The 19,559-nt window shown below is 56.8% G+C and carries 19 protein-coding genes and 1 pseudogene; 11 read left to right on the top strand and 9 right to left on the bottom strand.

The window, feature by feature from the left end; translation table 11 throughout:
• Positions 1-176: 176 nt before the first annotated feature.
• Positions 177-1,310 carry a glycosyltransferase family 4 protein gene (locus tag AC0QDI_RS00440; protein ID WP_474664170.1) on the top strand — a complete coding sequence of 378 codons (1,134 nt, stop codon included), beginning with the start codon at positions 177-179 and terminating at the stop codon, positions 1,308-1,310.
• A 25-nt stretch (positions 1,311-1,335) separates the two neighbouring features.
• On the opposite strand, the gene AC0QDI_RS00435 is transcribed toward AC0QDI_RS00440, so the two are convergent.
• Together AC0QDI_RS00435 and AC0QDI_RS00430 are read right to left on the bottom strand one after the other, a co-directional pair.
• The gene (locus tag AC0QDI_RS00435; RefSeq protein ID WP_474664168.1) at positions 1,336-2,031 is read right to left on the bottom strand and encodes a class I SAM-dependent methyltransferase; all 696 of its coding nucleotides are present in this window, start codon (positions 2,029-2,031) and stop codon (positions 1,336-1,338) included.
• 155 nt (positions 2,032-2,186) lie between these two features.
• Positions 2,187-3,755 carry a hypothetical protein gene (locus tag AC0QDI_RS00430; RefSeq protein ID WP_474665667.1) on the bottom strand — a complete coding sequence of 523 codons (1,569 nt, stop codon included), beginning with the start codon at positions 3,753-3,755 and terminating at the stop codon, positions 2,187-2,189.
• A gap of 523 nt (positions 3,756-4,278) precedes the next feature.
• On the opposite strand from AC0QDI_RS00430, the gene AC0QDI_RS00425 reads away from it, so the two are divergent.
• The 4 genes from AC0QDI_RS00425 (at position 4,279) to AC0QDI_RS00410 (ending at position 7,627) form a co-directional block, all read left to right on the top strand.
• Positions 4,279-5,724 carry an oligosaccharide flippase family protein gene (locus AC0QDI_RS00425; protein WP_474664166.1) on the top strand — a complete coding sequence of 482 codons (1,446 nt, stop codon included), beginning with the start codon at positions 4,279-4,281 and terminating at the stop codon, positions 5,722-5,724.
• A 173-nt stretch (positions 5,725-5,897) separates the two neighbouring features.
• Complete coding sequence (locus tag AC0QDI_RS00420; protein WP_474664164.1) at positions 5,898-6,368, top strand: dTDP-4-dehydrorhamnose 3,5-epimerase family protein; 471 nt, start codon at positions 5,898-5,900, stop codon at positions 6,366-6,368.
• Positions 6,369-6,371: 3 nt separating this feature from the next.
• Complete coding sequence (locus AC0QDI_RS00415) at positions 6,372-7,445, top strand: glucose-1-phosphate thymidylyltransferase (protein ID WP_474664160.1); 1,074 nt, start codon at positions 6,372-6,374, stop codon at positions 7,443-7,445.
• Positions 7,446-7,447: 2 nt separating this feature from the next.
• On the top strand, positions 7,448-7,627 hold the full coding sequence (locus tag AC0QDI_RS00410) for a hypothetical protein (protein WP_474664154.1): 180 nt from the start codon (positions 7,448-7,450) through the stop codon (positions 7,625-7,627).
• Positions 7,628-7,636: 9 nt separating this feature from the next.
• Here the strand turns inward: AC0QDI_RS00410 and rfbD are convergent, their stop codons facing one another.
• Positions 7,637-8,530: a dTDP-4-dehydrorhamnose reductase gene (rfbD, locus tag AC0QDI_RS00405; RefSeq protein WP_474664153.1), complete on the bottom strand. Its 894-nt coding sequence runs from the start codon at positions 8,528-8,530 to the stop codon at positions 7,637-7,639.
• Between the two features lie 53 nt (positions 8,531-8,583).
• Here rfbD and rfbB point away from each other — a divergent pair, with 53 nt between their 5' ends.
• Both rfbB and AC0QDI_RS00395 read left to right on the top strand, forming a co-directional pair.
• Complete coding sequence (gene rfbB / locus AC0QDI_RS00400) at positions 8,584-9,504, top strand: dTDP-glucose 4,6-dehydratase (RefSeq protein WP_474664151.1); 921 nt, start codon at positions 8,584-8,586, stop codon at positions 9,502-9,504.
• 13 nt (positions 9,505-9,517) lie between these two features.
• The gene (locus AC0QDI_RS00395) at positions 9,518-9,985 is read left to right on the top strand and encodes a GDP-mannose mannosyl hydrolase (RefSeq protein WP_474664149.1); all 468 of its coding nucleotides are present in this window, start codon (positions 9,518-9,520) and stop codon (positions 9,983-9,985) included.
• A gap of 9 nt (positions 9,986-9,994) precedes the next feature.
• On the opposite strand, the gene aglF is transcribed toward AC0QDI_RS00395, so the two are convergent.
• Entirely contained in the window at positions 9,995-10,738 is a 744-nt protein-coding gene (gene aglF, locus AC0QDI_RS00390; RefSeq protein WP_474664147.1) for a UTP--glucose-1-phosphate uridylyltransferase AglF, read from the bottom strand.
• A gap of 505 nt (positions 10,739-11,243) precedes the next feature.
• Between aglF and AC0QDI_RS00385 the strand changes: the two genes are divergently transcribed.
• Entirely contained in the window at positions 11,244-11,645 is a 402-nt protein-coding gene (locus AC0QDI_RS00385; RefSeq protein WP_474664145.1) for a hypothetical protein, read from the top strand.
• A 101-nt stretch (positions 11,646-11,746) separates the two neighbouring features.
• Positions 11,747-12,766, top strand: a complete 1,020-nt coding sequence (locus tag AC0QDI_RS00380; RefSeq protein ID WP_474664143.1) for an NADP-dependent oxidoreductase — start codon at positions 11,747-11,749, stop codon at positions 12,764-12,766.
• 246 nt (positions 12,767-13,012) lie between these two features.
• Here the strand turns inward: AC0QDI_RS00380 and AC0QDI_RS00375 are convergent, their stop codons facing one another.
• Together AC0QDI_RS00375 and AC0QDI_RS00370 are read right to left on the bottom strand one after the other, a co-directional pair.
• A complete protein-coding gene (locus tag AC0QDI_RS00375; protein WP_474664141.1) occupies positions 13,013-13,360 on the bottom strand; it encodes a hypothetical protein in 348 nt (115 codons plus the stop codon).
• A gap of 251 nt (positions 13,361-13,611) precedes the next feature.
• Positions 13,612-14,385 carry an SDR family NAD(P)-dependent oxidoreductase gene (locus AC0QDI_RS00370; RefSeq protein ID WP_474664139.1) on the bottom strand — a complete coding sequence of 258 codons (774 nt, stop codon included), beginning with the start codon at positions 14,383-14,385 and terminating at the stop codon, positions 13,612-13,614.
• A 223-nt stretch (positions 14,386-14,608) separates the two neighbouring features.
• Here AC0QDI_RS00370 and AC0QDI_RS00365 point away from each other — a divergent pair, with 223 nt between their 5' ends.
• Both AC0QDI_RS00365 and AC0QDI_RS00360 read left to right on the top strand, forming a co-directional pair.
• Positions 14,609-14,800, top strand: coding sequence for a hypothetical protein (locus AC0QDI_RS00365; protein ID WP_474664137.1), 192 nt, complete (start codon positions 14,609-14,611; stop codon positions 14,798-14,800).
• Between the two features lie 109 nt (positions 14,801-14,909).
• A complete protein-coding gene (locus tag AC0QDI_RS00360) occupies positions 14,910-15,074 on the top strand; it encodes an HVO_A0556 family zinc finger protein (protein ID WP_474664135.1) in 165 nt (54 codons plus the stop codon).
• A 285-nt stretch (positions 15,075-15,359) separates the two neighbouring features.
• Here AC0QDI_RS00360 and AC0QDI_RS00355 read toward each other — a convergent pair whose 3' ends face one another.
• The 3 genes and pseudogenes from AC0QDI_RS00355 to AC0QDI_RS00345 form a co-directional block, all read right to left on the bottom strand.
• Positions 15,360-16,628, bottom strand: coding sequence for a glycosyltransferase family 2 protein (locus AC0QDI_RS00355; RefSeq protein WP_474664133.1), 1,269 nt, complete (start codon positions 16,626-16,628; stop codon positions 15,360-15,362).
• Positions 16,629-16,928: 300 nt separating this feature from the next.
• A complete protein-coding gene (locus tag AC0QDI_RS00350) occupies positions 16,929-18,074 on the bottom strand; it encodes a DUF1616 domain-containing protein (RefSeq protein WP_474664131.1) in 1,146 nt (381 codons plus the stop codon).
• Positions 18,075-18,162: 88 nt separating this feature from the next.
• Positions 18,163-19,393 (bottom strand): annotated as a pseudogene (locus AC0QDI_RS00345) (RNA-guided endonuclease InsQ/TnpB family protein).
• Positions 19,394-19,559: the final 166 nt, after the last annotated feature.

Below are 19,559 nucleotides of genomic sequence, written 5' to 3'. Positions count from 1 at the left end.
AAGATTTAACATAAGCAGCCATACAGTATATCATTACACCCACGTATGCTAGAATAAACAGTATTGTTGACACAAAAATATGGATAATTATTTGAGGTCTTCGCTTGTTCGACATAGATGACGTTTCAATAACGAGAGCACGAAGATATAAAAGTACTACTTTTCATAAATATCATATGCTCATCTCCATTGTGTGCCCCGACCTATCCCAAAACTGCCTCGGAAGAGCTCATGTTTTAGCAAAGTTAGCTTCTATCGAATTTGATGTGGAAGTTATCGGCCCAATGTATCAGGGTCAAATATGGGAGCCACTTCGCAATGAATATGATTATAAGACAGTCCAGACAACCTATCGATCATACCAGTTTGCTACAGAAGTGAAGAATCTCACAGATAAAATAGAAGGAGACCTGATCTTCGCCAGTAAGCCTCGTATGGGGAGTTTTGGGATATCTCTACTGTCAAAGTATATCGACGATAGACCACTGATTTTGGATATTGACGATTGGGAGACTGGTTTCAAACTTCATGAAGGAGGAACACTCTTCCACATCAAACAGATCCCTCATATGATTAACGTGAATTCATACTATCATACAAGGATACTAGAAAAACTTTCCACTCTTGCTGATGGAATTACTGTTTCGAATTCGTTCCTTCAATCTAAATTCGGTGGTGAGTGTATCCCCCATCTCCGAGATCCAAACCGATATGACCCGTCGGAATACAACTCTCGAGATCTTCGAAAAGAGTTAGATTTACCGATGAATAAAGATTTAGTCTTATTCTTCGGAACCCCCCACCCCTACAAGGGAGTCGAAGATCTAATTCAGGCAGTAAATAGTCTTGAGAACGACAACGTCCGAGCACTTATTGTTGGATTGGGTACTGACGCGTATTCCTCGTCATTGAATAACAAGTATGGTGAGAAAACTATTTTTCGTGGAAGACAACCCTTTGAAGCGATTCCAAAGTGGATCGCGACTGCAGACATTGTGTCCGTACCACAAAGAGATGGTCTCGCGACGAAAGGACAACTTCCTGCAAAATTATTTGACGCAATGGCTATGGGTAAACCAATTGTGGCAACAAACGTATCCGATATGCCTTCGATACTAGGTGAATGGGGGATAATAGCAGAACCACAGTCACCAATTGATTTAGCACAAAAAATAGAATATCTGGTTAATAACCCCCGTGAAAGAGAGAAACTAGGAGAAGGTTTGCGAGAGCGGTGTATAGACAACTACAGCTTTCAATCTAGAAGTGAACAAATAAGGAGTATTGTATATGGTGCGGCATGTGTGTGAGGATATCATAGATAAGAAAGTAATATTATGGCTTAATTGCTGAGACATCTAATTCGTTACCATTTTCTATAATAGTTATATTCTCATAACCCACCATCTCAAGATACGTTCTTATTTCATCACTTGTAAAATAGCGCATGCGAAATGAAGAGGTATCGGCTAAGGATTTACAGAATTCCTTTTGATTTCTAGATGTATGTAGGCTAGGAACAGTAATGAAGAGTACTCCACCGGATTGAAGGTGCTCAAAAGAATTAAAAATATATCTCACTGAATCACGTCTTTTGATATGCTGAAACACACGGAATATATAGATGAGTTTGAACTTAGTATTGAATTCCGGTAGTCTACTTTCTGATCTTTTCGTAATGATTTTCACTCCGTAGTTATCAGCAACAGAACGACACCTTGCTAGCAATCCTCTTGAAATATCTGTAGTATACATATTCGCCCCGGATAGCGCCATAGGTACTGCAATTCTACCTGGACCACTACCAATCTCTAATACATCTTCATTATCAATTTCTATTTCATGCCTTCTTTGAACGCTAGTTTTGATACGGTGTGCTATTTTTTCCCCCTCTTTGATAGATGCCTCGTTCAGTTCTGGTCCATTATATGGAACACCGGGTAGTGACATCAACTCCCATTGCACACGATCCGGAATTACACTTCCGAACATACTTGCAGCAAATTTGGTCATTTTTTCTTTTTTCAGCATGTTATTCCCAGTTTTGCTACACGGGTAAATACCGTTGGCGGTATCACTCACATATTGAATGTGCTTAAATAGGGAAGGCGAACAGAAACAGAATTGTAACCAAGAATAATGTGAACTGAGACACCTACTCTTAGAAGATGGCTTATGGCGTCATTCTATTGACCCTCTGTCTCTGAATATAGTGTTATCTCTCCCGCGGAATATATTGCGTTTCGGTTAGCATCTAATCGTTTTTTGCCCTCTGAGAAGGCGGCATGACCTTGGCTCGAGGTCCAGAACTCGGAATACTGATTTTGCCAAATTACTACAGGGGCCGAACAGGAATCTACATAACATTCACTCCCTTGCCAGGACTGCAGTTGATACCGTGGTTCAATGAAGAACATTCGGATATCAGATGCGACTGGCGCCAACTCGTGATCGGCAACGAACTCGGCGGTTGCATATTCTGCGCCACTGTGATAGACGGGGCGACCCCCGTCCGCATACGATTGTGGATCAGCAGTATCGGAAAAGACGGCGGGCGCCAGTGCAAACGACTGCGCGACGACAACGAGGACGACACAAACTGCAAGGATGTGCTGGCCCTTGATCGGAATCCGTCTTCGGAGAGCTACGATCGCTGATGGGGCAAGGAGCATCGCGAGAACCCAGAATCGATTGAAGTTCACATCAGGGACAATTTGAGCGAATAGTAATGCCCCAATAGCTCCAAAGCCGAACAGTCGAATCTCGTCAGACCAGATATCGGGGTCGAATCTGGCGAGTGCTCTACCACCCGTATACACAAACAGGCCTCCTAATAGTAAGAAAAACGCCATGCGGACACCGAACGCAAACCAGTCGGGCGCAAACCGGGTCATAAATAAAATCTCGATTTCTGCAGGATGCTTTGAGATGAGTTCAGGTGGTGCCGGTGGCTCTTCGGCCCCGACCCCAGTTGCAAGGAGAACAATCACTCCTGCAGTCTGCTCAAGCATGGGAGAGTTTTCTTGCGCCATCCAAATACCAACAATTATAATAGCAGCAAGGATAGGGGTGGTTATTGTCTCGCGAATACGCTGGGTAGGCGTGAGTGCAAGCCCAACCAGCGCAACAACGGCGACAACTGCTGTATAGGTGTGCGTAAATGCGAGAGTAGTTATTCCCAGAACGAGCAATAATAGCATGTGCCATTGATCAGGTGACCGGTGTACTTTGAAGGCCAAGAGGCAAACAAACACGACCAATGGGTAGGCAACCATTTGAGCTACCGGAACCGTTCCAAAGAACACATGAAACCCGGGAATGACGCCAAGAAGGCTAACAATAGCCCATCGAGATCCGCCAATAAGATAGAGTCCAAGCGGGAGAAACGGGAGAAGAACGAGTGGGAGGATGGACAGTGCTAGTTCGATTTCGATTCCGGTCACCAGCACCCAGATCGATGCAAACGAAAACAGTCCTGGGTAGGCAATCCCCCGCCCTCCACCACGGAATCCCGTATGTTCCATCAAGATTTTCCCCGTATCCTGAATCCAGTTAACATGGTAAAGCGTCCCGTGTGGGTCGTATGCAATCAACTGGTTATTAGATGCGGGGGCAAGGACGGCCGCTACGATACTAACGACTACACACCCGCTCAAGATGACCGGAACGTATGGGTATGGAGTATAAAAATGGCTTAATCCAACACAAGTAATGGCTGCAGCAAGAAGTAAATATCCAAGCGGAAGTTGATGCACGGGTAAGCGGAATCGGGCAATGAGAATAACACCCGCGCAGAATAATAGACATAGGACCGCAAGTGCCTTCGTCTGGCGTTTGCGGCTCCGGGTATCCATCATCTACATTATCCGAGCTAATTGCCTTAACGATACCGGAGTGTAGAATCAGATACTCTCTTTACGATAGCTGGGTCCGGCGCAGTTCAGATTAGAGTTTGAAGAACGAGGCAGTTGTAGTTCACGGTGCCTATGCCTGAGTTCCATCGGCTCAATGGCGCTAGCATCGAGATTGAGTTTGATTTTGTGGAGCGCGAACAGACATCGCGCGAGCTTATGCAGTTGAGTATCCAGCTCTAACTATGCGGATTATCACTTTCAGACTATATAATATTGTTTTAGTATTTATATCTGATGAATTTTAATAAATATAAATGGTCCGAAAGTAGGGAAATGTTGTATTATTTATAGCACCTCCCTGGGCACCATCTGTTCATTTCGTAATCTACAAACGCTTGCCCTGTTTCTGTGACCATTACTTGGTATGAATCTTGTTCAGTCGAGTCTGAAGATTTTCCTTGCCAAATCTATCTCATCAGTAGCGTCATTCTTAGCAGTCGTAATATTTTCCCGAGAGCTTGGTGCATCACCACTGGGTACGTATTACCCCTTTATCGCATTATTAGGGATTTTCGCACTACCTGGTGATTTTGGAATCAGTAGTGCCAGCGAAAAGCGTCTTAGCGAGGGAAAAGATGCTGGTTCGTATCTCGCTACGGCAATCGCGCTAAAACTTCCACCACTGGTATTTACTGCGATAGGAATTCTACTAATTCGGGAGTATATCGACCAGTATCTAGGAGCAGAACTGACTCTTCTTCTTATCCTAACTCTGTTTCTTCAAGAAGGGGCTAAGATGTCATTAGTTGTTCTTCGTGGCGAACTTCGTGTTGGAGAGACAGCTATTGTCCAGGTACTCAGGCCTCTTGGATGGCTCATAGTTGGATATGCATTTCTCACTCAAGGATATGGCATTAGGGGACTCATCTACGGATATCTCGCTGGAACTACTGCTATGCTAGTTGTTGGATGGTGGAAAGTCTCTATATCGTTTTCCCGTCCAACATTTCAACACGCGCGATCTCTCATTGATTATGGAAAGTTCAGTATCATTTCGTCAATTGGTGGTTATTTCTATAGTTGGATGGATGTGGGAATTTTAACGCTATTTGTTTCTCTAGGAATTGCCTCTACTCGAGGAGAGATTGGCGCCTATGAGAATGCATGGCGCGTATCGACAATAGTTTTGATGCTCAGCCAATCAATTGCGACAACTATCTTTCCCCAGATTAGCAAATGGGATACCGAGAATGCGACTGAGCAGATTGAAGCGATCCTTCCGACTGCGCTACTTCCCGCTGTGCTAATTGTTATACCGGGGTTCGCTGGTATAGCCGTTCTTGCAGAAGATTTGCTTCGAATCCTGTTCACTCCAGAGTTCACCGTGGCGTGGCTTGCGTTAATAATCCTATCAGGTGAGAAGATCCTCCAAGCAATTCACGTTGTCCTCGGACGATCTCTCCAAGCGATTGATCGACCTGATCTTGCTGCGTATGCGACTGTCGTATCCGTTATAGTGAATTTAGTGCTAAATATTGTACTGATTTGGCAATTTGGTATTGTAGGCGCCGCTATGGCAACAGCAATTTCATTTGCTGTGAATACAGGCCTCCATGCATATTATCTGAATCAATTCCTTACAATTCGTTTTCCAATCCATGAAGCAGTTTGGTCTATTGGAGCATCAATCGTAATGGGTATCGCTGTCTTTTGGGTTCAATCAGTAATAGCAATGAATACGATAATTCACCTTTTTGCCGTGATTGGCTTTGGTATAGTCGTCTATGGGACTCTTGCACTCACATCCAGCCAGATCAGAACGCGAATACTAGATGTCGTTGGCCCAGCGCTCCCCAAATGGGTTGCTTGACCATGATAATTCCGAGAAGGATTATTACGCCCCTATATCACACAATGTATTGAACGATACGGTCATTGTAATCTACCGCATTAGAACAGAGGTTATTACCTCATCCTTACAGATGGAGAATACACTTATCGGATCATAAACCTCTAAATCCCTTTCGTCGCGATATAATATGCATGGCGTCAATCCATGACGTAGAGGTCAAAACTCTCCAAGTAAATACCGACGAACGTGGCCACCTCGTGGAAGTCTTCCGCGAGGACTGGGAGCTGTACGATCCAGATCCCGCGATGTCCTACTATTCGATGACATACCCCGGCATTACTAGAGCTTGGCATCGCCACCTCGAGGGCCAGATCGACCACTTCATCTGCCCGAAGGGACGGATCAAAGTCGGAATCTACGACGACCGCGACGACTCCCCCACGCAGGGCGAGCTCGACACGTTCATCATCGGCGAACACAACCAAAAGGCCATCCGCATTCCGGGTGACTGCTGGCACGGGTTCAAGGCGATCGGAGACGAACCGGCATTCCTCCTCAACTTCCCGTCGAAACTCTATGACTACGACGAGCCCGACGAGGAGCGCATTCCATATGACACAGACAAAATACCTTTGGACTGGGACGCAGAACCGAGCGGATAACCAATGAAAGGCGTCCTTTTGTCGGGTGGGACTGGGTCGCGGCTCCGCCCGATCACCCACACCGGCCCGAAACAGCTCGTGCCCGTCGCGAACAAGCCGGTCCTCGAGTACGCAATCGAGGACCTCAAGGAAGCCGGCGTCACCGAAATCGGCGTTGTCCTCGGCCACAAGGGCCGCGAGGAGATACAGGAACTGCTCGGCGACGGCAGCGACTACGGCGTTGAAATCACGTACATCGTCCAGGGGAACCCACTGGGACTCGCCCACGCCGCTGGCTGTGCCCGCGACTTCGTCGGTGACGACGACTTCGTGATGTATCTCGGGGACAATATCCTCAAACAGGGGATCGCGGAACTCGTCGAGAGCTTCGAGCGCGGCGACTACGGGGCCGGCATCGCGCTCCAAGAGGTCGACAACCCCCAGCAGTTTGGGATTGCCGACGTCGACGACGACGGTGCCGTCACACAACTCATCGAGAAACCCGACGACCCCCCAACCAATCTCGCGCTCATCGGAATCTACGTCTTCTCCAACGAAGTCTTCGACGTCATCGAACGATTAGAACCCTCCTGGCGCGGGGAACTCGAGATCACCGACGCGATCCAAACGCTGCTCGAGGACGGCCACGCAATCGACTCTCACGTCGTGCGCGGCTGGTGGAAGGACACGGGCAAACCCGAGGACATCCTTGAGGCCAATCGCCTAGTACTAGAAGACGACCACCTCGAACGGAACGGTAGCGTCGCACCCGACGCTACCGTGGACGGCCGAGTCGATCTCCACGAGACGGCGACCATCGAAGACGGCGCGGTCGTCCGCGGCCCGGTCTCGATCGCCGAAAACACCGTGATCGAGTCCGGGACGTACGTCGGCCCGTACACCTCGATCGGCCCGGACACGACGCTCGCGGGCGTCCACATCGAGAACAGCGTCGTCATTGGCGAGTCGACGATCACCACGAGCGGGAAGATCGTGGACAGTCTCCTCGGCCGGGGCGCGAACGTCGGCCGCGCCGACGACGAACTCCCGGAGGGACGGCGCCTCGTTGTCGGTGAGAACTCGCAGCTCAAACTCTAACCATGAGAATAATTACGCACACCTGCACGGAGTGTGGGACCGTCGTCTCGGCGAACGAACTCGAAGGGAATCGCGTCATGAAGTGTCCGGGACTCGACTGTGAGAACGTCCTCCGGTTCGCTGACCTTCCGCAGGAGGACCGCCAGTTCTTCCTCGAACACGCCGAGCAGTACGAGCTCTAAGCCGCGATCTTACGGTTCGAACTGCGCCTCGACCGCGCGGAGATCCTCCGCGAGTGTCGGTTGTCGACGCCCGAGTTCCTCCTCAACTGCCATCACGTTGAGACATGTGTACGACGGTCGTGCCGCAGCTCTCGAGACGTCCGCCTGTTCGCTCTCATTGATCAGCGTCTCGTCCGCCCCCTGTAACCGCGCGATTTCGTGGCCGAACGTGTACGGAGTCACGCACGACCGACACGCGACATGATACAGGCCCTCGGCCTCCGCCTCGAGTAGGTCGAGGATCGTGCTTGCGGCCTGGCCCGCTCGAGTCGGCGTCAGATGCTGGTCGACGAACAGGGGCACGTTGTCACCGTTGGCCAACGTCTTCCGCACCCAGGCAGGGAAACCGACGAGTTCGTCTGTATCACCGCGGACTCCGTACACGAACGAGAGCCGCGCTACTAGTACGTCGCCGTCAACGTTCTGGACGGCTTCCTCGCCGGCGAGTTTCGATTCGCCGTAGACCTGGATCGGATCCGTCGACGCCGCTTCGTCGTACGGCGCCGTTGCCTCGCCGTCGAAGACGTAGTCTGTCGACACGTGAACAAACGGAACGTCGCGCGCTGCACAGCAACTGGCGAGGTCTCCCGGAGCGGTCCCGTTGACGTCGAACGCAGCCTCGCGATCCGACTCGCAGCCGTCGACATCCGTCATGGCGGCACAGTTGACCACGACGTCCGGTTGATAGTCGTCCAGAATCGTTCGGAACGCATCCGTCTCTCGAACGTCGTGTTGCTCCAGCGGAATCTCGAACGCCGGCGCTGTCGAGTGATACGTTCCGACCACATCGACCGAGCGCTCGAGACACCGTCTCACCAGTGTACTTCCGAGTAATCCCCCCGAGCCGAGTACGAGCATCGACATATCCGAATCCCCTTCCCGAAACTGTAAATATGTGCTGGGGTGCACATGATCGTATGCGAATACTCGTTACTGGGGGAGCAGGCTTTATCGGCTCCAACTACGTCCGCTATCTCCTTGAGAACCGCGAGGACGATGTCGTCACGCTCGACGCGCTGACCTACGCGGGATCGCTCGACAATCTCGAAGGAGTCCTTGATCATCCACAGCACAAGTTCGTCGAGGGAGACATCCGTGATCGAGAGCTCGTCGAGGATCTCGTTTCGGATGTGGACGCAATCGTCAACTTCGCCGCCGAATCGCACGTTGATCGGTCCATCGAAGGAGCGGCCCCGTTCGTCTCGACGAACGTCGAGGGAACCCAAGTCCTCCTTGACGCCGCCGTTGATACGGATATTGATCGATTCCTCCAGATCTCGACCGACGAAGTGTACGGCCAGATCCTCGATGGCACCTTCAGCGAGGACGACCGACTGAATCCGCGAAATCCCTACGCCGCGACGAAAGCCAGCGCCGATCTACTGGCCAAGAGCTACGAAACGACCCATGGGCTGCCCGTGCTGATCACCCGAACCTGTAACAACTTCGGTCCCCGCCAGCACCCCGAGAAACTCATCCCGAAGTTCATCCGAAACGGGGCAGCCGGTGACGACCTTCCCGTGTACGGTGATGGATCGAACATCCGTGAGTGGATCTACGTCGAGGACAACTGTCAGGCGCTCGACCTCGTCCTCCGCAAGGGTGTCCCCGGCGAGGTGTACAACATCGGCTCGGGCGAAGAGCGGACGAACCTCGAGGTAACCGAGGCGATTCTCGACGCGGTCGGTGGCTCCGAAGACCAGATTTCCTTCGTCGAGGACCGCGCGGGCCACGACCAGCGGTATGCGCTTGAAACGGCCAAAATCGAACGCCTCGGCTGGGAACCGTCGTGGTCGTTCGAAGCGGGGCTCGAACGAGCCGTCGAATACTATCTCTAACCCCCGAGAACAAATGCCAGAAGATGAGCGGTGGGTGCAAGGTGACAACTGGGAAACGATCGTCGAGAACGTCCCGATCGTCTCGGTCGACCTCGTCGTGAAATACGATGACGGCGTGCTACTGGGATTGCGTGAAAACGAACCGGCCAAGGGCGAGTGGTTCGTCCCCGGTGGGACCGTCCTCAAAAACGAACGATTGACCGACGCCGTGCAGCGAGTCGCGGAGATGGAACTCGGCTGTGAGGTCGAGATTCAGGAACAACTCGGGACGTTCGAACACTTCTACGAGACGTCAGACGTCGACGGCGTCGACAGCAAACACTACCTCGCCACTGCGTTCATCGTCGAACCCCTCGGGAACGTCGAGGAATCGGACGATCAACACAGCCAGTTCCGTGTCTTCGCGCCGCCGTTCGACGACGAGGATCTCCATCCCTACGTCGAGCGATATCTCGAAAACACGTCGATCGGCCAGGAGTAGAACTCTGACTCAGTCGGAGACCGTTTCCGTCGCCGATTCGGAGCGCGCTTGCAGTCGTTCCTCTGCCTCTTCCCGATCCTCCGGATACCCCACGTCGATCCGCCACCCTTCCAATCCAATCGCATCGATCGTCCGCCCGCTCTGAATCAGCAGATCGATCGCCTCGCTGATCTCGTACTCCCCGCGATTCGAGGGCTGGACCAAATGACAGGCGTGGAAGATTGCCGGCGTAAACGTGTAGAACCCGGTCATCACCAGATTCGATGGCGGATCGTCGGGTTTCTCCACCACGTCAGTGATCTCGCCGAACTTATTCGTATCACAGACCCCGTACCGATCCGCTTCCTCCCACGGGACTTCCTCAACCAGGAACGCCGCGTCCGCGCGGTCCTCCTGTTGCCGACGCATGACGTCCTCGAGGTTCGCCTGAAACACGTTGTCCCCGAGCATCAGCATGAAGTCGTCGTCGATGTGCTCCTCGACCATCAACAGCGCGTGGGCCAGCCCCTGTTGGTCGCGCTGGTGGGCGTAGGTGATCGGAATCCCCTCGTATTCGTCGCCGTAGTGGTCGATGATCACCTCCTTCAGATACCCGACGACGACGATCAGCTCGTCGGCACCGAGCGCGGCCAACTGGTCGAAACAGTGGGTGAGGATCGGCTCCCCGTCGACCTCGACCATCCCCTTGGGCTTGTCCTCGGTCAGTGGCCGGAGACGCGTTCCTTCCCCGGCGGCGAGTACGACGGCTTTCATTGCTAGAGAGTGCACCATGCCGACACATGATGGTTCCGGTCGGGTATCCCCAGGAGATCCTCTAGTAGACACTGACCGCGAGACGCAAGCGTGCTCGGCAGCACGAGCGTCGTCGGATCGTCGCCGCGGGCAACTCGAGGCCACCGGTGAGCGCGGCGGCGGCCGTCGGCGTCGAACTGGCGGAAGAATGCGGAGCGTGCCGGAACCGAGAAGCGACCGCGCGTCGGCTACAGCAACCGACGGAGCGCGCGCAGCGGGAACGTGATGATTGCGATAACGAGGCTGATCGCTTCTTTGAGTATCGATCGTATTGCGCCGAGCATACTCACGATATCGGGAACGAACGGGTTGTCGGTGCGGCCTGCCGACGCAAGCGACGGGATCGTATCTTCCACGTTGCAGACTCAAGCCGTCTTTCGTGCAGCACTAGCGATCTCGCTGGTGTGGAACTCGTCATGCAAGCGTCTGACTGACGTTTTAGGGCCTGAATGAGGACGCGGTTGGTATGGCTACGTCAGGGTCGACACCCACCGGAACGGAGACCGGATCACAGCCGACGGGCGACGATTCCCTCTCGAGACGGACCGTGGCGACCGTGGGTCGGCTCGGTGCGCGGATACAACCGTGGCCAGCGTATCTCCTGGCCGCGTGCTGGCCGGGCGCCGGCCACGTCTACCGCGGCCAGTGGGCGCGGGGCTGCACCTGGGTGGCGCTGTACGGGGCTGCGTTCGTGGTTCTCAGCTCCGGCACGCTCCTCGCTGCGGGGTCGGTCACCGACCCGTTCCTCGTCACCGCGCTCCGCCTCGAGACGGTCGACTTCGGCGACGTGGCCATGCCGCTCGCGATCCTCGTGCTCAGTCTGCTCGATCTGTATGCGCTCGCGACGCTCGACGACGTGGCCGAATGAATACGACGGACGAAACGAGAGCACCGTCAGGGTGCGTGGTCACGTCCCGGTTGCTCCTATCACCACCGTCATGACCGCGGCCGCCGAAGTGGTCGAGAGCCATGGTATCAAAGAGCAATCGGCAGTGGCGCCTCGAGAGCAGACCGACCGGCGAACCGACGGCCGAGAATTTCGAACTGACCGAGGAGCCGATGCCCGAGCCGGGACCCGAGGAGGTCCTCGTCCGGACCGAGTACCTCTCAGTCGATCCGTATATGCGCGGTCGGATGCGCGACAGCGAGTCCTACGCCGACCCGTGGCCCGTCGGCGAGCCGATGCGGGCGCGGGCCGTCGGCACGGTCGTCGAGTCGAACCACGCCGCGTTCGAGGCCGGCGACAGCGTCTCGGGCAACCTGTACTGGGCCGAGTACGCGGCCGTCGACGGCACAGCCCTCGAGTCGGTCGACACGGGGATGGCACCGAGTTCGACGGCGCTGCACGTCCTGGGCATGCCCGGCCGGACCGCCTACGTCGGCACCGTCGACGTCGGCGGGGTCGAACCCGGTGACACGGTCGTCGTCTCCGCCGCGGCCGGCGCGGTCGGCTCCGTCGCCGGCCAGATCGCGCGGATTGCCGGCTGCCGCGTGGTCGGGATCACGGGTCGAGACGAGAAGGCCGACTGGCTCACCGGCGATTGCGGCTTCGACGCGGCGATCAACTACCGCACGACCGACGACCTCTCGGCGGCGGTCGCCGACGCCTGCCCGCGCGGCGTCGACCTCTACTTCGAGAACGTCGGCGGAGAGGTAAGCGATGCCGTCATGGACCACCTCGTCGATCACTCTCGAGTGGCCGTCTGCGGGAAGATCGCCCTCTACAACGCGGAAGCGGGCGACGACCGACTGTCCGGGCCACGGCACTTCCACCAACGGACCCGCACGCGCGTCGAGGGGTTTATCGTCAGCGATCACGCCGATCGGTTCGGCCATATCGAGGCGCGGCTCCGGCGGTGGGTCGAGGCTGACCGACTCCAGTATCGCGAGACGGTCAGTGACGGCATCGAAACCGCTGCCGACTCGTTCCTGGGGCTGTTCGACGGGACGAACGTGGGCAAACAACTCGTTCGTGTCGCCGACGACTGATCCAGCCGAGGCTACCCGCGCGACCGAGCTCGCGGGCTGCGCCCCCGCCGAAGCGGTCGACGCAACCCGGGTCGTCGTGGACGGCCGCCGGCTCCTCGAGCGTCGAAACGGGATCACCGACGGCGGGCTGAGCCGGGAACCGATCGGTCGACGATCGTGCGCGCTCCTCGCCGCTCGAGCTGGGACAGCTTCTCGCCCGTAGAGTCCCCGCTGATCCCCGGACGAGCCCCGCGCCAGCGGGCATCCTCACCGCCGCTCGCGGTGGCCGGCCGGCCCGTCGCCGCGTCGTTCGGCGTAGATAACGGTAACTAGCAGATAGACGCCGAGCGCGACGGCCGCGAGCCGAGCCGACTCGGTGGGATCGGCGCGGTCGAAGACGGCGTGGAGCCAGCAGACGTTCCCCAGCGCCGAGTGACTCAGCTCGCGGACGGCCCCGCGATAGATCGGCGTCACGCGCCAGACGTCGGGCAACAGCGCCCAGCAGCCGCTCGCGACGACGATCGGGGCGTCGTATCGCGTCCGGACGGGGAGATACGCTAGGAGGAGCGTTGCACCGGTCGCGCCGACCGCGAAGTGTGTCAGGGCGAGGCTCATCGGTTCATCGTTCGACCCGCTGCGATACAAAGCGGGGGTGGTGGGACCGTCGCGGCGCTGATTATCCCTCGAGCTGATGGCAGATCCGTCCGCCAACGGAGTAGTCCATTCGCCCGTGGACGCCGGTTGCAGCTCAACGCTCGAACACGCGACAGTATACCGACCCTCGAGCCCTGCCTGCTGCTCGAGCGAAGCAATCGAGCCAGACAGCGGTGTTTGAGGGCGCTGACGGGTAAATCGCCTGCCGTGATCTACGACCGATCCGGTAAGATCCGCGGAATCGGATACGTTCCACCGTTGGCGTGAATCACTTGCCCGGTAATGAACGACGCTCGCTCGGACGCTACAAATGAACAGACGTCGGCGATCTCGTCGACGGTTCCGATTCGACCGAGCGGCGTCGCCTCGAGGATCGCGTCCTTCGCCCGTTCCCACTCGTCGGTTTGGTCCCGACCGACCTCGATGAGTCCGGGTGAGACGGCATTGACGCGGACGCCGTCTCGTCCGAACTCGCTCGCCAACTGTCTGGTCAGGCCCTCGATTGCGAACTTCGTTCCGTACGAGTGAGCGTGATTCGGACGACCCAGATACACCATCGCACCGGTCACGTTGACTATCGAACCGCCACCGTGATCCAGCATGTCGGGAATGACGTGCTGAGACGTGAGAAGGTTCCCGCGGAAATTCACGTTCATCGCCCGATCGATATCGTCAACGGTCAGGTCGAGGAGGGGTTTTACCGGTCTGTAGGTGGCGTTGTTCACGAGCGTGTCGATCGGCCCGAGTTCCGAACGGATCGTGCGAACCAACTCCTCGACGGCGCTGGGCGCCCCTAAATCGCCAAGTGCGATGGCCGCTTCGCCACCCGCCGCTTGAACACGTCTGGCGGTTTCTTCACACCCCTCCCGGTTTGTGTGAGCGACAACGCCGACGTCTGCTCCCTGTTCGGCCAGTTTCACTGCGATCGCTCGTCCGATATTTCTGCTCGCACCGGTGACGAGCGCCGTTCGTCCGTCCATCTCCATGGGTGGTATACGTTCACACATCAAGTAATTGTTCGCCTCTGACGAGTATTTCCACGCCGTTCGGTATCTGTGCGTGGCCAACAGTTCGGACGGTCCTCGACGACCGAGCGGGGGATACAACTAGAGCAAGCCCCGAACGACCGCAATTCGCGACGACTCACGTCTCGATACGCGGCTCGAAACGCTACGAACGGCTAAGTGGATCCCATGACCTCGTTCACCCATGAACGTGCGCAAACGCATCGGGCTCCGACTGCACCGGGCGATGCTGTACTGGGGCCTGCTCAACCACCCGTTCGGACGGGAGTACGTGCGGGAGCACTACTCGCCGACGGGGAGGGAGACGAAACCGCCCGCCGAGTCGACGGGCGACACCATTCCGGTCACGCCGGCGGACCCAGACGCGTCGCGCTGAATAGCCCACCGCGCGATTCCGCGCTGCCCTAGTATTCCGGTTCCTCGAGTGGAATCGTTGGGAACGGGCCCATGGTTTTATCCGCGGCTGCGGCGACGTGCGAGATAATATGCAACGACAGGAACGCGATCAGCCCTCGCAGCCGGCGATCGCCGCACTCGAGGGCCAGGAGTGTTCGTTCTGTGAGGACGGGGAACTGGTCCGCGACACCTACAAGGGAAACGATGCCGTGATCTGCGACGCCTGCGACACGCCCGGCGCGCAGTTCTGGTGACCGGCTGCCGGTTCCGCCCGTGTTTTCGACCACCTGTAAACCGATTCGGACCGGCTCCGCCGGACAACGCGACGAAGACACCGATCCGCGAACCGACTGCGTCGACGCTCGAGAACGGTGGCAACTGCCGCCCGCCGCCCGACGTGTTCCGCAAGACGAACGGAACCCGAGCGCACTAGTGACCAGTCCCGAGCGCTACTAGTACCTGAACCGACTGGATGGCCGACAAAACGATAGTCGCAGCAGTCTGATTCGAACGTCAAACAGCGAGCCCGAACCCTGTCGTTACCGATTGACGGCGCTCAGGAAGAACGACGAGAACACCGTCTGGAGCCCGATGACGACCGCCGTAAAGGCCGCCATCGCGCCCATCGTGAACTCGAGCGAGGCGAAGCCGTTCGTCGCCCACTGGAGGAGCAGGCCTACCGCGTAGAGCCCGCCGACGGCGAACACGAGTAGGCCGGCCGTCGCACTGTGTTCGAGCGACAGCGACTCCGTCACGCGCTGCGTGATCGGATCTTCGGGTTTCCGGATGGGATCGCTCGTCACGGCGGCGAACACCCCGAGACTGGAGATCTGATAGCCGACGATGGTCAACAGGCTCCCGGCGATCATCGAGTGGAGCCCGAGGGTGACGCCGTTGACTGCAGTGCCGGTGAACGTGACGCCCATCACGCTGATTCCGAGCAAACACATCAGGAGTCCAGGCGCCGAGAACAGGTAGCCGGGCGCGTTCACGAGCATGAAGTGGACGTGGCGCCAGCCGTCGCGGAAGCTCTCGAGGGTCTCCTCGCCCTCCCGCTCGTGGTAGACGATCGGGGTTTCGACGATCGTGAGATCCTTCGCGCCGGCTTCCATGATCATCTCGCTGGCGAACTCCATCCCGGTCGTCTCGAGGTCCATCGTCTCGTAGGCCTCTTTCGTGAAGATCCGAAAGCCGCTGTGCGCGTCGCTGACGCCGGCCCCGTAGAAGACGTTTAGAAACTTCGTCAGGAACGGATTGCCGATATGCTGATGCAGTGACGGCATCGCTCCGGGTTTGATTTCACCGTCGAGTCGACTCCCCATCACCATATCGCCGTCCTCGTCGCGAAGATGGGACAGCAGGCGGGGGATCTGTTCGAAGTCGTAGGTCGTATCGGCGTCACCCATGACGATGTAGTCGCCGCGGGCGCGATCGAACGCGTACCGGTAGGCGTAGCCGTACCCCGGCTGATCGGGCTCGTAGATGATCGCTCCTAACTCTCGTCCGATCTCGGGCGTGCGATCGGTCGAACTGTCGCTTAGGATGATCTCGGCGGGCATCCCCAGTGTGGCGATCGCGGTCTTTGCCCGTGTGATGCACTCCGCGACGCCGTCTTCTTCGTTGAGCGTCGGCATTACCACGCTCAACACCGGTTTCTGGTCGCTGTCCGCGCCGACGAGGAGGTCGTCGGCTTCGTGGTCGTCGGTGATCTCGCTGTCCGCCCCCCGCTCGAAGTCGTCCTCGAACGACTGGGCCGTCGATTCTCCTGCCGTCGGATGGCTCTGATTTCCGTGTTCTGATGAACTCATACTGGTTGTCCTCGTCCCCCCGTTCGAGCGGTTCGATCGGTTACTCCCGTCGCTCTCATCCAGTCGGCGGTCATTCGAGACCGCAGATCCGTTGACGGCTATGTCGTACCAGAAACAATTCCATAAACGTTCGGTATTAGGTCAATACATCACCTAGTACGGGAGCCGGAACGATGCTCGTTTGTCTCATATAATAGAAGATAGAGAAAAATAAAGACAGGAATGTCTTCCTGTGAGCGAGCCGACCGTAAGTCGGTCTCTACCGATCGTCCGATCCGTCTCTCGTCCGGCCCCCTCAACTTACGACGCCGCGGGCTGCGTACTCGAGTTCGTCGATTCGGAGACGTCTACCCAGAGGTGGACCGAGTACTCCGTGTCGTCCATCGAGGGCTCGGCCGGCACGTCGCCGCCGGGGAAGAGCAACCAGACGACGCGCTGATTGTCGCCGGTCATCGTCGGCTCGAGGTCGTACGGCTGGTGCCAGCTCTCGTTGTTCGCGACCGTGGTCTCGAACCGGTCGAGTTCGCGTTGCTCCCGGACGACCGTTTCGTTGACCGTCGCATTCGCCTCGCCCTCCTCGAGGGCCGTCTCGTTCTCGACCACCTCGACGTCCTGCTCGAGGACCACCACCGTGTACTCCGTTCGCTCACCTTCGTGATTGTCGATCCCGACGATCAGCTCCTGACTCTCGCCCTGAACGAATTCGGTCGGATAGTCGTCGGCGACCAACTCGCCGTCGTCGTCCTCGGTCAACAGATAGATCGCCGAGAACTGCTCGCCGTCGGGCGGGACCATCACCGCGTAGCCGACGGTCCCGACCGCGAAGACGACCGACACGACCAGCAGCACGTTTAGCGCGGCGTCCGCGCGCGTATCCGGCTCGAGTAACTCCGTCCGGCCGGCGGCGTACCACGCCCGATAGGGCACCTGAAACCGCTCCTCGACCGGGAGCTCTCGCCGGCGTCCGACCGCAACGGCGGCCGACACGAGCGTGAACCCGCTGACGGAGACCGCGATCGGGACGAGTCGAATGCCCCAGGGCGTGAAGTTGAGCACGAGGCCGATCAGGGGAACGATGGCGATGCTGAGCCCGAAGGAGAGGGCGACGCGCTCGAGGCCGTCGATCCCGGCCCGCGAGGAGATGGAGTCGTACCAGCCGTCCGAATCGGCACTCCCAGCCGTCTCGCGCTCGGTCGGTGTGTCCGGCTCGTCGGAGCGGTCCGGCGACTCGCCGGCCTCGGGAAACAGCGCTGCGATGAACGCGTAACCGGGCACGAACAACACGAACGCGAGGCCGAGCGGGACCCGGAGAGGCGTCTCTCGAATTACGGGTGCCAGTGCGGCGACGTTCGTCGCGACGACGAGCGCGATCACCGCGGCGAGATCGGCCGGTAACTGTCTGAGTGGCCGTGGTAACAAGAGCCAGAGCGACCGGAACGCAACCATTCGACCACTAGTACTGCCAACGGGGGTAAAAACGAACCGGTCAACTGCCTCGGGGTCAAGCCCCGAGGCTTGTCAGTGGACTCCCGCTCTAACTGCGAAGGGCAGTAGGTCGAAATCGACCATTCGCATTCAACGTCCCTGACTTCAGAGCCAGTTGACTTGTGGCTCGTCCAGCACCAGACTTGAGCCAGTGCTGAACAAGACGCCACCCAACGTTTCGAGCGGCGTTATAGTCGGCGTGCAGTTGCTTCCCGCATTTCAGACACCCGAATTCGTCACCATCACGATTATCCTCGTGCGTGAACCCACACTCCCCGTGGCTACACCGTTGACTCGTATAGGCAGGTGCAACATCGTCCACGTCGATACCGTATTCTTCGGCTTTGTATTCGACATGGCGTTGGAGTTCACGGAACGCCCACTGCTGGAACTTTGAGGCGTTCGAGATGCGCTCTCGGATATGCTTCAGGTTCTCGAACGCGATGGCCGTACAGTCGTTCTCAACAGCTTCTCGAACAAGTGCTTTTGACACTCTGTGGAGGTAATTAGCACTCCATCGAGCGAACCGTGACCCAATACTTTTGATGGTGAGATGCGCCGAACGAGTCCCCTGTCTGTTGCAGGTTCCCGCGACGACGTTCATACTCGTCGCGCTTGTGGTTGAAGTAGTCTGCATTGCCAAGGAACGCTCCCGTTGACGTGACGGCGAGGTAGCCATCCACGTTCAAATCGACACCGAGAACCACTCCGTTCTCGGACTCATCGTCGCTAGAATCAGCGGGTTCGACTTCTTTCTTCACGGCGACGTGGAGGTAGTACGTGCCATCGCGTTTATGGAGCGTTGCTTCGCCTTTCTCCCATTCGTCTGTCCAGTAGTCCTCGAACGGGGTCCCCTCCTCGGTGACTGGGGTGACGTATTTGGCAGTCACGCGGTCGTCAACAGTGGCGAGGGAGACGTGGTCGTCGTTGTACGTAATGGTTCGACCGTTGTACACGACGACGCTCCCTCGGAATTCGGATTTGCTGGCTTTTTCACCGTCTTCGATGATGCGACCTTTGCAGTTTCCGAGTGCTGTGGCCGCGAGGTTGCGGGCACTTTGAACGAGGCTGGATTGCAGGGTGAGTTTTTCACGAACGTCAGAATACGTTTCCTCATGGAGTGTATTCTTCGTGTCCGTGATTTCGTAGGGGTTGTCGTCCCATCCGTGGTCAGCGACGTGTTGCGCCGCTTGACGGAATTGCTCGAACGTCTCCTCGAGGACCTCGTAGTCCTCTTTGGAAACGCCGAGTTTGACTTGAATGTTCCGAACAACCTCAATATTTCATTAGTATGATTGAAGATATTTAATAGTATTTTATTCAAGTATGGGGAGTTGGACTTGTTATCGCGCGTGGTTTGCGAGAGGTAGTGTCGGCTTCCTCCCCGACCTCAAGGGTCGGGATAACCGCCTCGACCGCCGATGAACCGCCGCGGGGGAAGATCGA

The organism is Natrinema sp. LJW11, from assembly GCF_056135975.1.
Note: the sequence above shows the minus strand (reverse complement) of the source record. Positions and strands in the feature narration are given on the sequence as shown.

Excerpts from the sequence above, each read along its gene's own strand:
- AC0QDI_RS00440 (WP_474664170.1), top strand. The coding sequence starts at position 177 with ATGCTCATCTCCATTGTGTGCCCCGACCTATCCCAAAACTGCCTCGGA.
- AC0QDI_RS00435 (WP_474664168.1), bottom strand. The coding sequence starts at position 2,031 with ATGCTGAAAAAAGAAAAAATGACCAAATTTGCTGCAAGTATGTTCGGA.
- AC0QDI_RS00425 (WP_474664166.1), top strand. The coding sequence starts at position 4,279 with ATGAATCTTGTTCAGTCGAGTCTGAAGATTTTCCTTGCCAAATCTATC.
- AC0QDI_RS00420 (WP_474664164.1), top strand. The coding sequence starts at position 5,898 with ATGGCGTCAATCCATGACGTAGAGGTCAAAACTCTCCAAGTAAATACC.
- AC0QDI_RS00415 (WP_474664160.1), top strand. The coding sequence starts at position 6,372 with ATGAAAGGCGTCCTTTTGTCGGGTGGGACTGGGTCGCGGCTCCGCCCG.
- AC0QDI_RS00410 (WP_474664154.1), top strand. The coding sequence starts at position 7,448 with ATGAGAATAATTACGCACACCTGCACGGAGTGTGGGACCGTCGTCTCG.
- rfbD (WP_474664153.1), bottom strand. The coding sequence starts at position 8,530 with ATGTCGATGCTCGTACTCGGCTCGGGGGGATTACTCGGAAGTACACTG.
- rfbB (WP_474664151.1), top strand. The coding sequence starts at position 8,584 with ATGCGAATACTCGTTACTGGGGGAGCAGGCTTTATCGGCTCCAACTAC.
- AC0QDI_RS00395 (WP_474664149.1), top strand. The coding sequence starts at position 9,518 with ATGCCAGAAGATGAGCGGTGGGTGCAAGGTGACAACTGGGAAACGATC.
- aglF (WP_474664147.1), bottom strand. The coding sequence starts at position 10,738 with ATGAAAGCCGTCGTACTCGCCGCCGGGGAAGGAACGCGTCTCCGGCCA.
- AC0QDI_RS00385 (WP_474664145.1), top strand. The coding sequence starts at position 11,244 with ATGGCTACGTCAGGGTCGACACCCACCGGAACGGAGACCGGATCACAG.
- AC0QDI_RS00380 (WP_474664143.1), top strand. The coding sequence starts at position 11,747 with ATGGTATCAAAGAGCAATCGGCAGTGGCGCCTCGAGAGCAGACCGACC.
- AC0QDI_RS00375 (WP_474664141.1), bottom strand. The coding sequence starts at position 13,360 with ATGAGCCTCGCCCTGACACACTTCGCGGTCGGCGCGACCGGTGCAACG.
- AC0QDI_RS00370 (WP_474664139.1), bottom strand. The coding sequence starts at position 14,385 with ATGGAGATGGACGGACGAACGGCGCTCGTCACCGGTGCGAGCAGAAAT.
- AC0QDI_RS00365 (WP_474664137.1), top strand. The coding sequence starts at position 14,609 with ATGAACGTGCGCAAACGCATCGGGCTCCGACTGCACCGGGCGATGCTG.
- AC0QDI_RS00360 (WP_474664135.1), top strand. The coding sequence starts at position 14,910 with ATGCAACGACAGGAACGCGATCAGCCCTCGCAGCCGGCGATCGCCGCA.
- AC0QDI_RS00355 (WP_474664133.1), bottom strand. The coding sequence starts at position 16,628 with ATGAGTTCATCAGAACACGGAAATCAGAGCCATCCGACGGCAGGAGAA.
- AC0QDI_RS00350 (WP_474664131.1), bottom strand. The coding sequence starts at position 18,074 with ATGGTTGCGTTCCGGTCGCTCTGGCTCTTGTTACCACGGCCACTCAGA.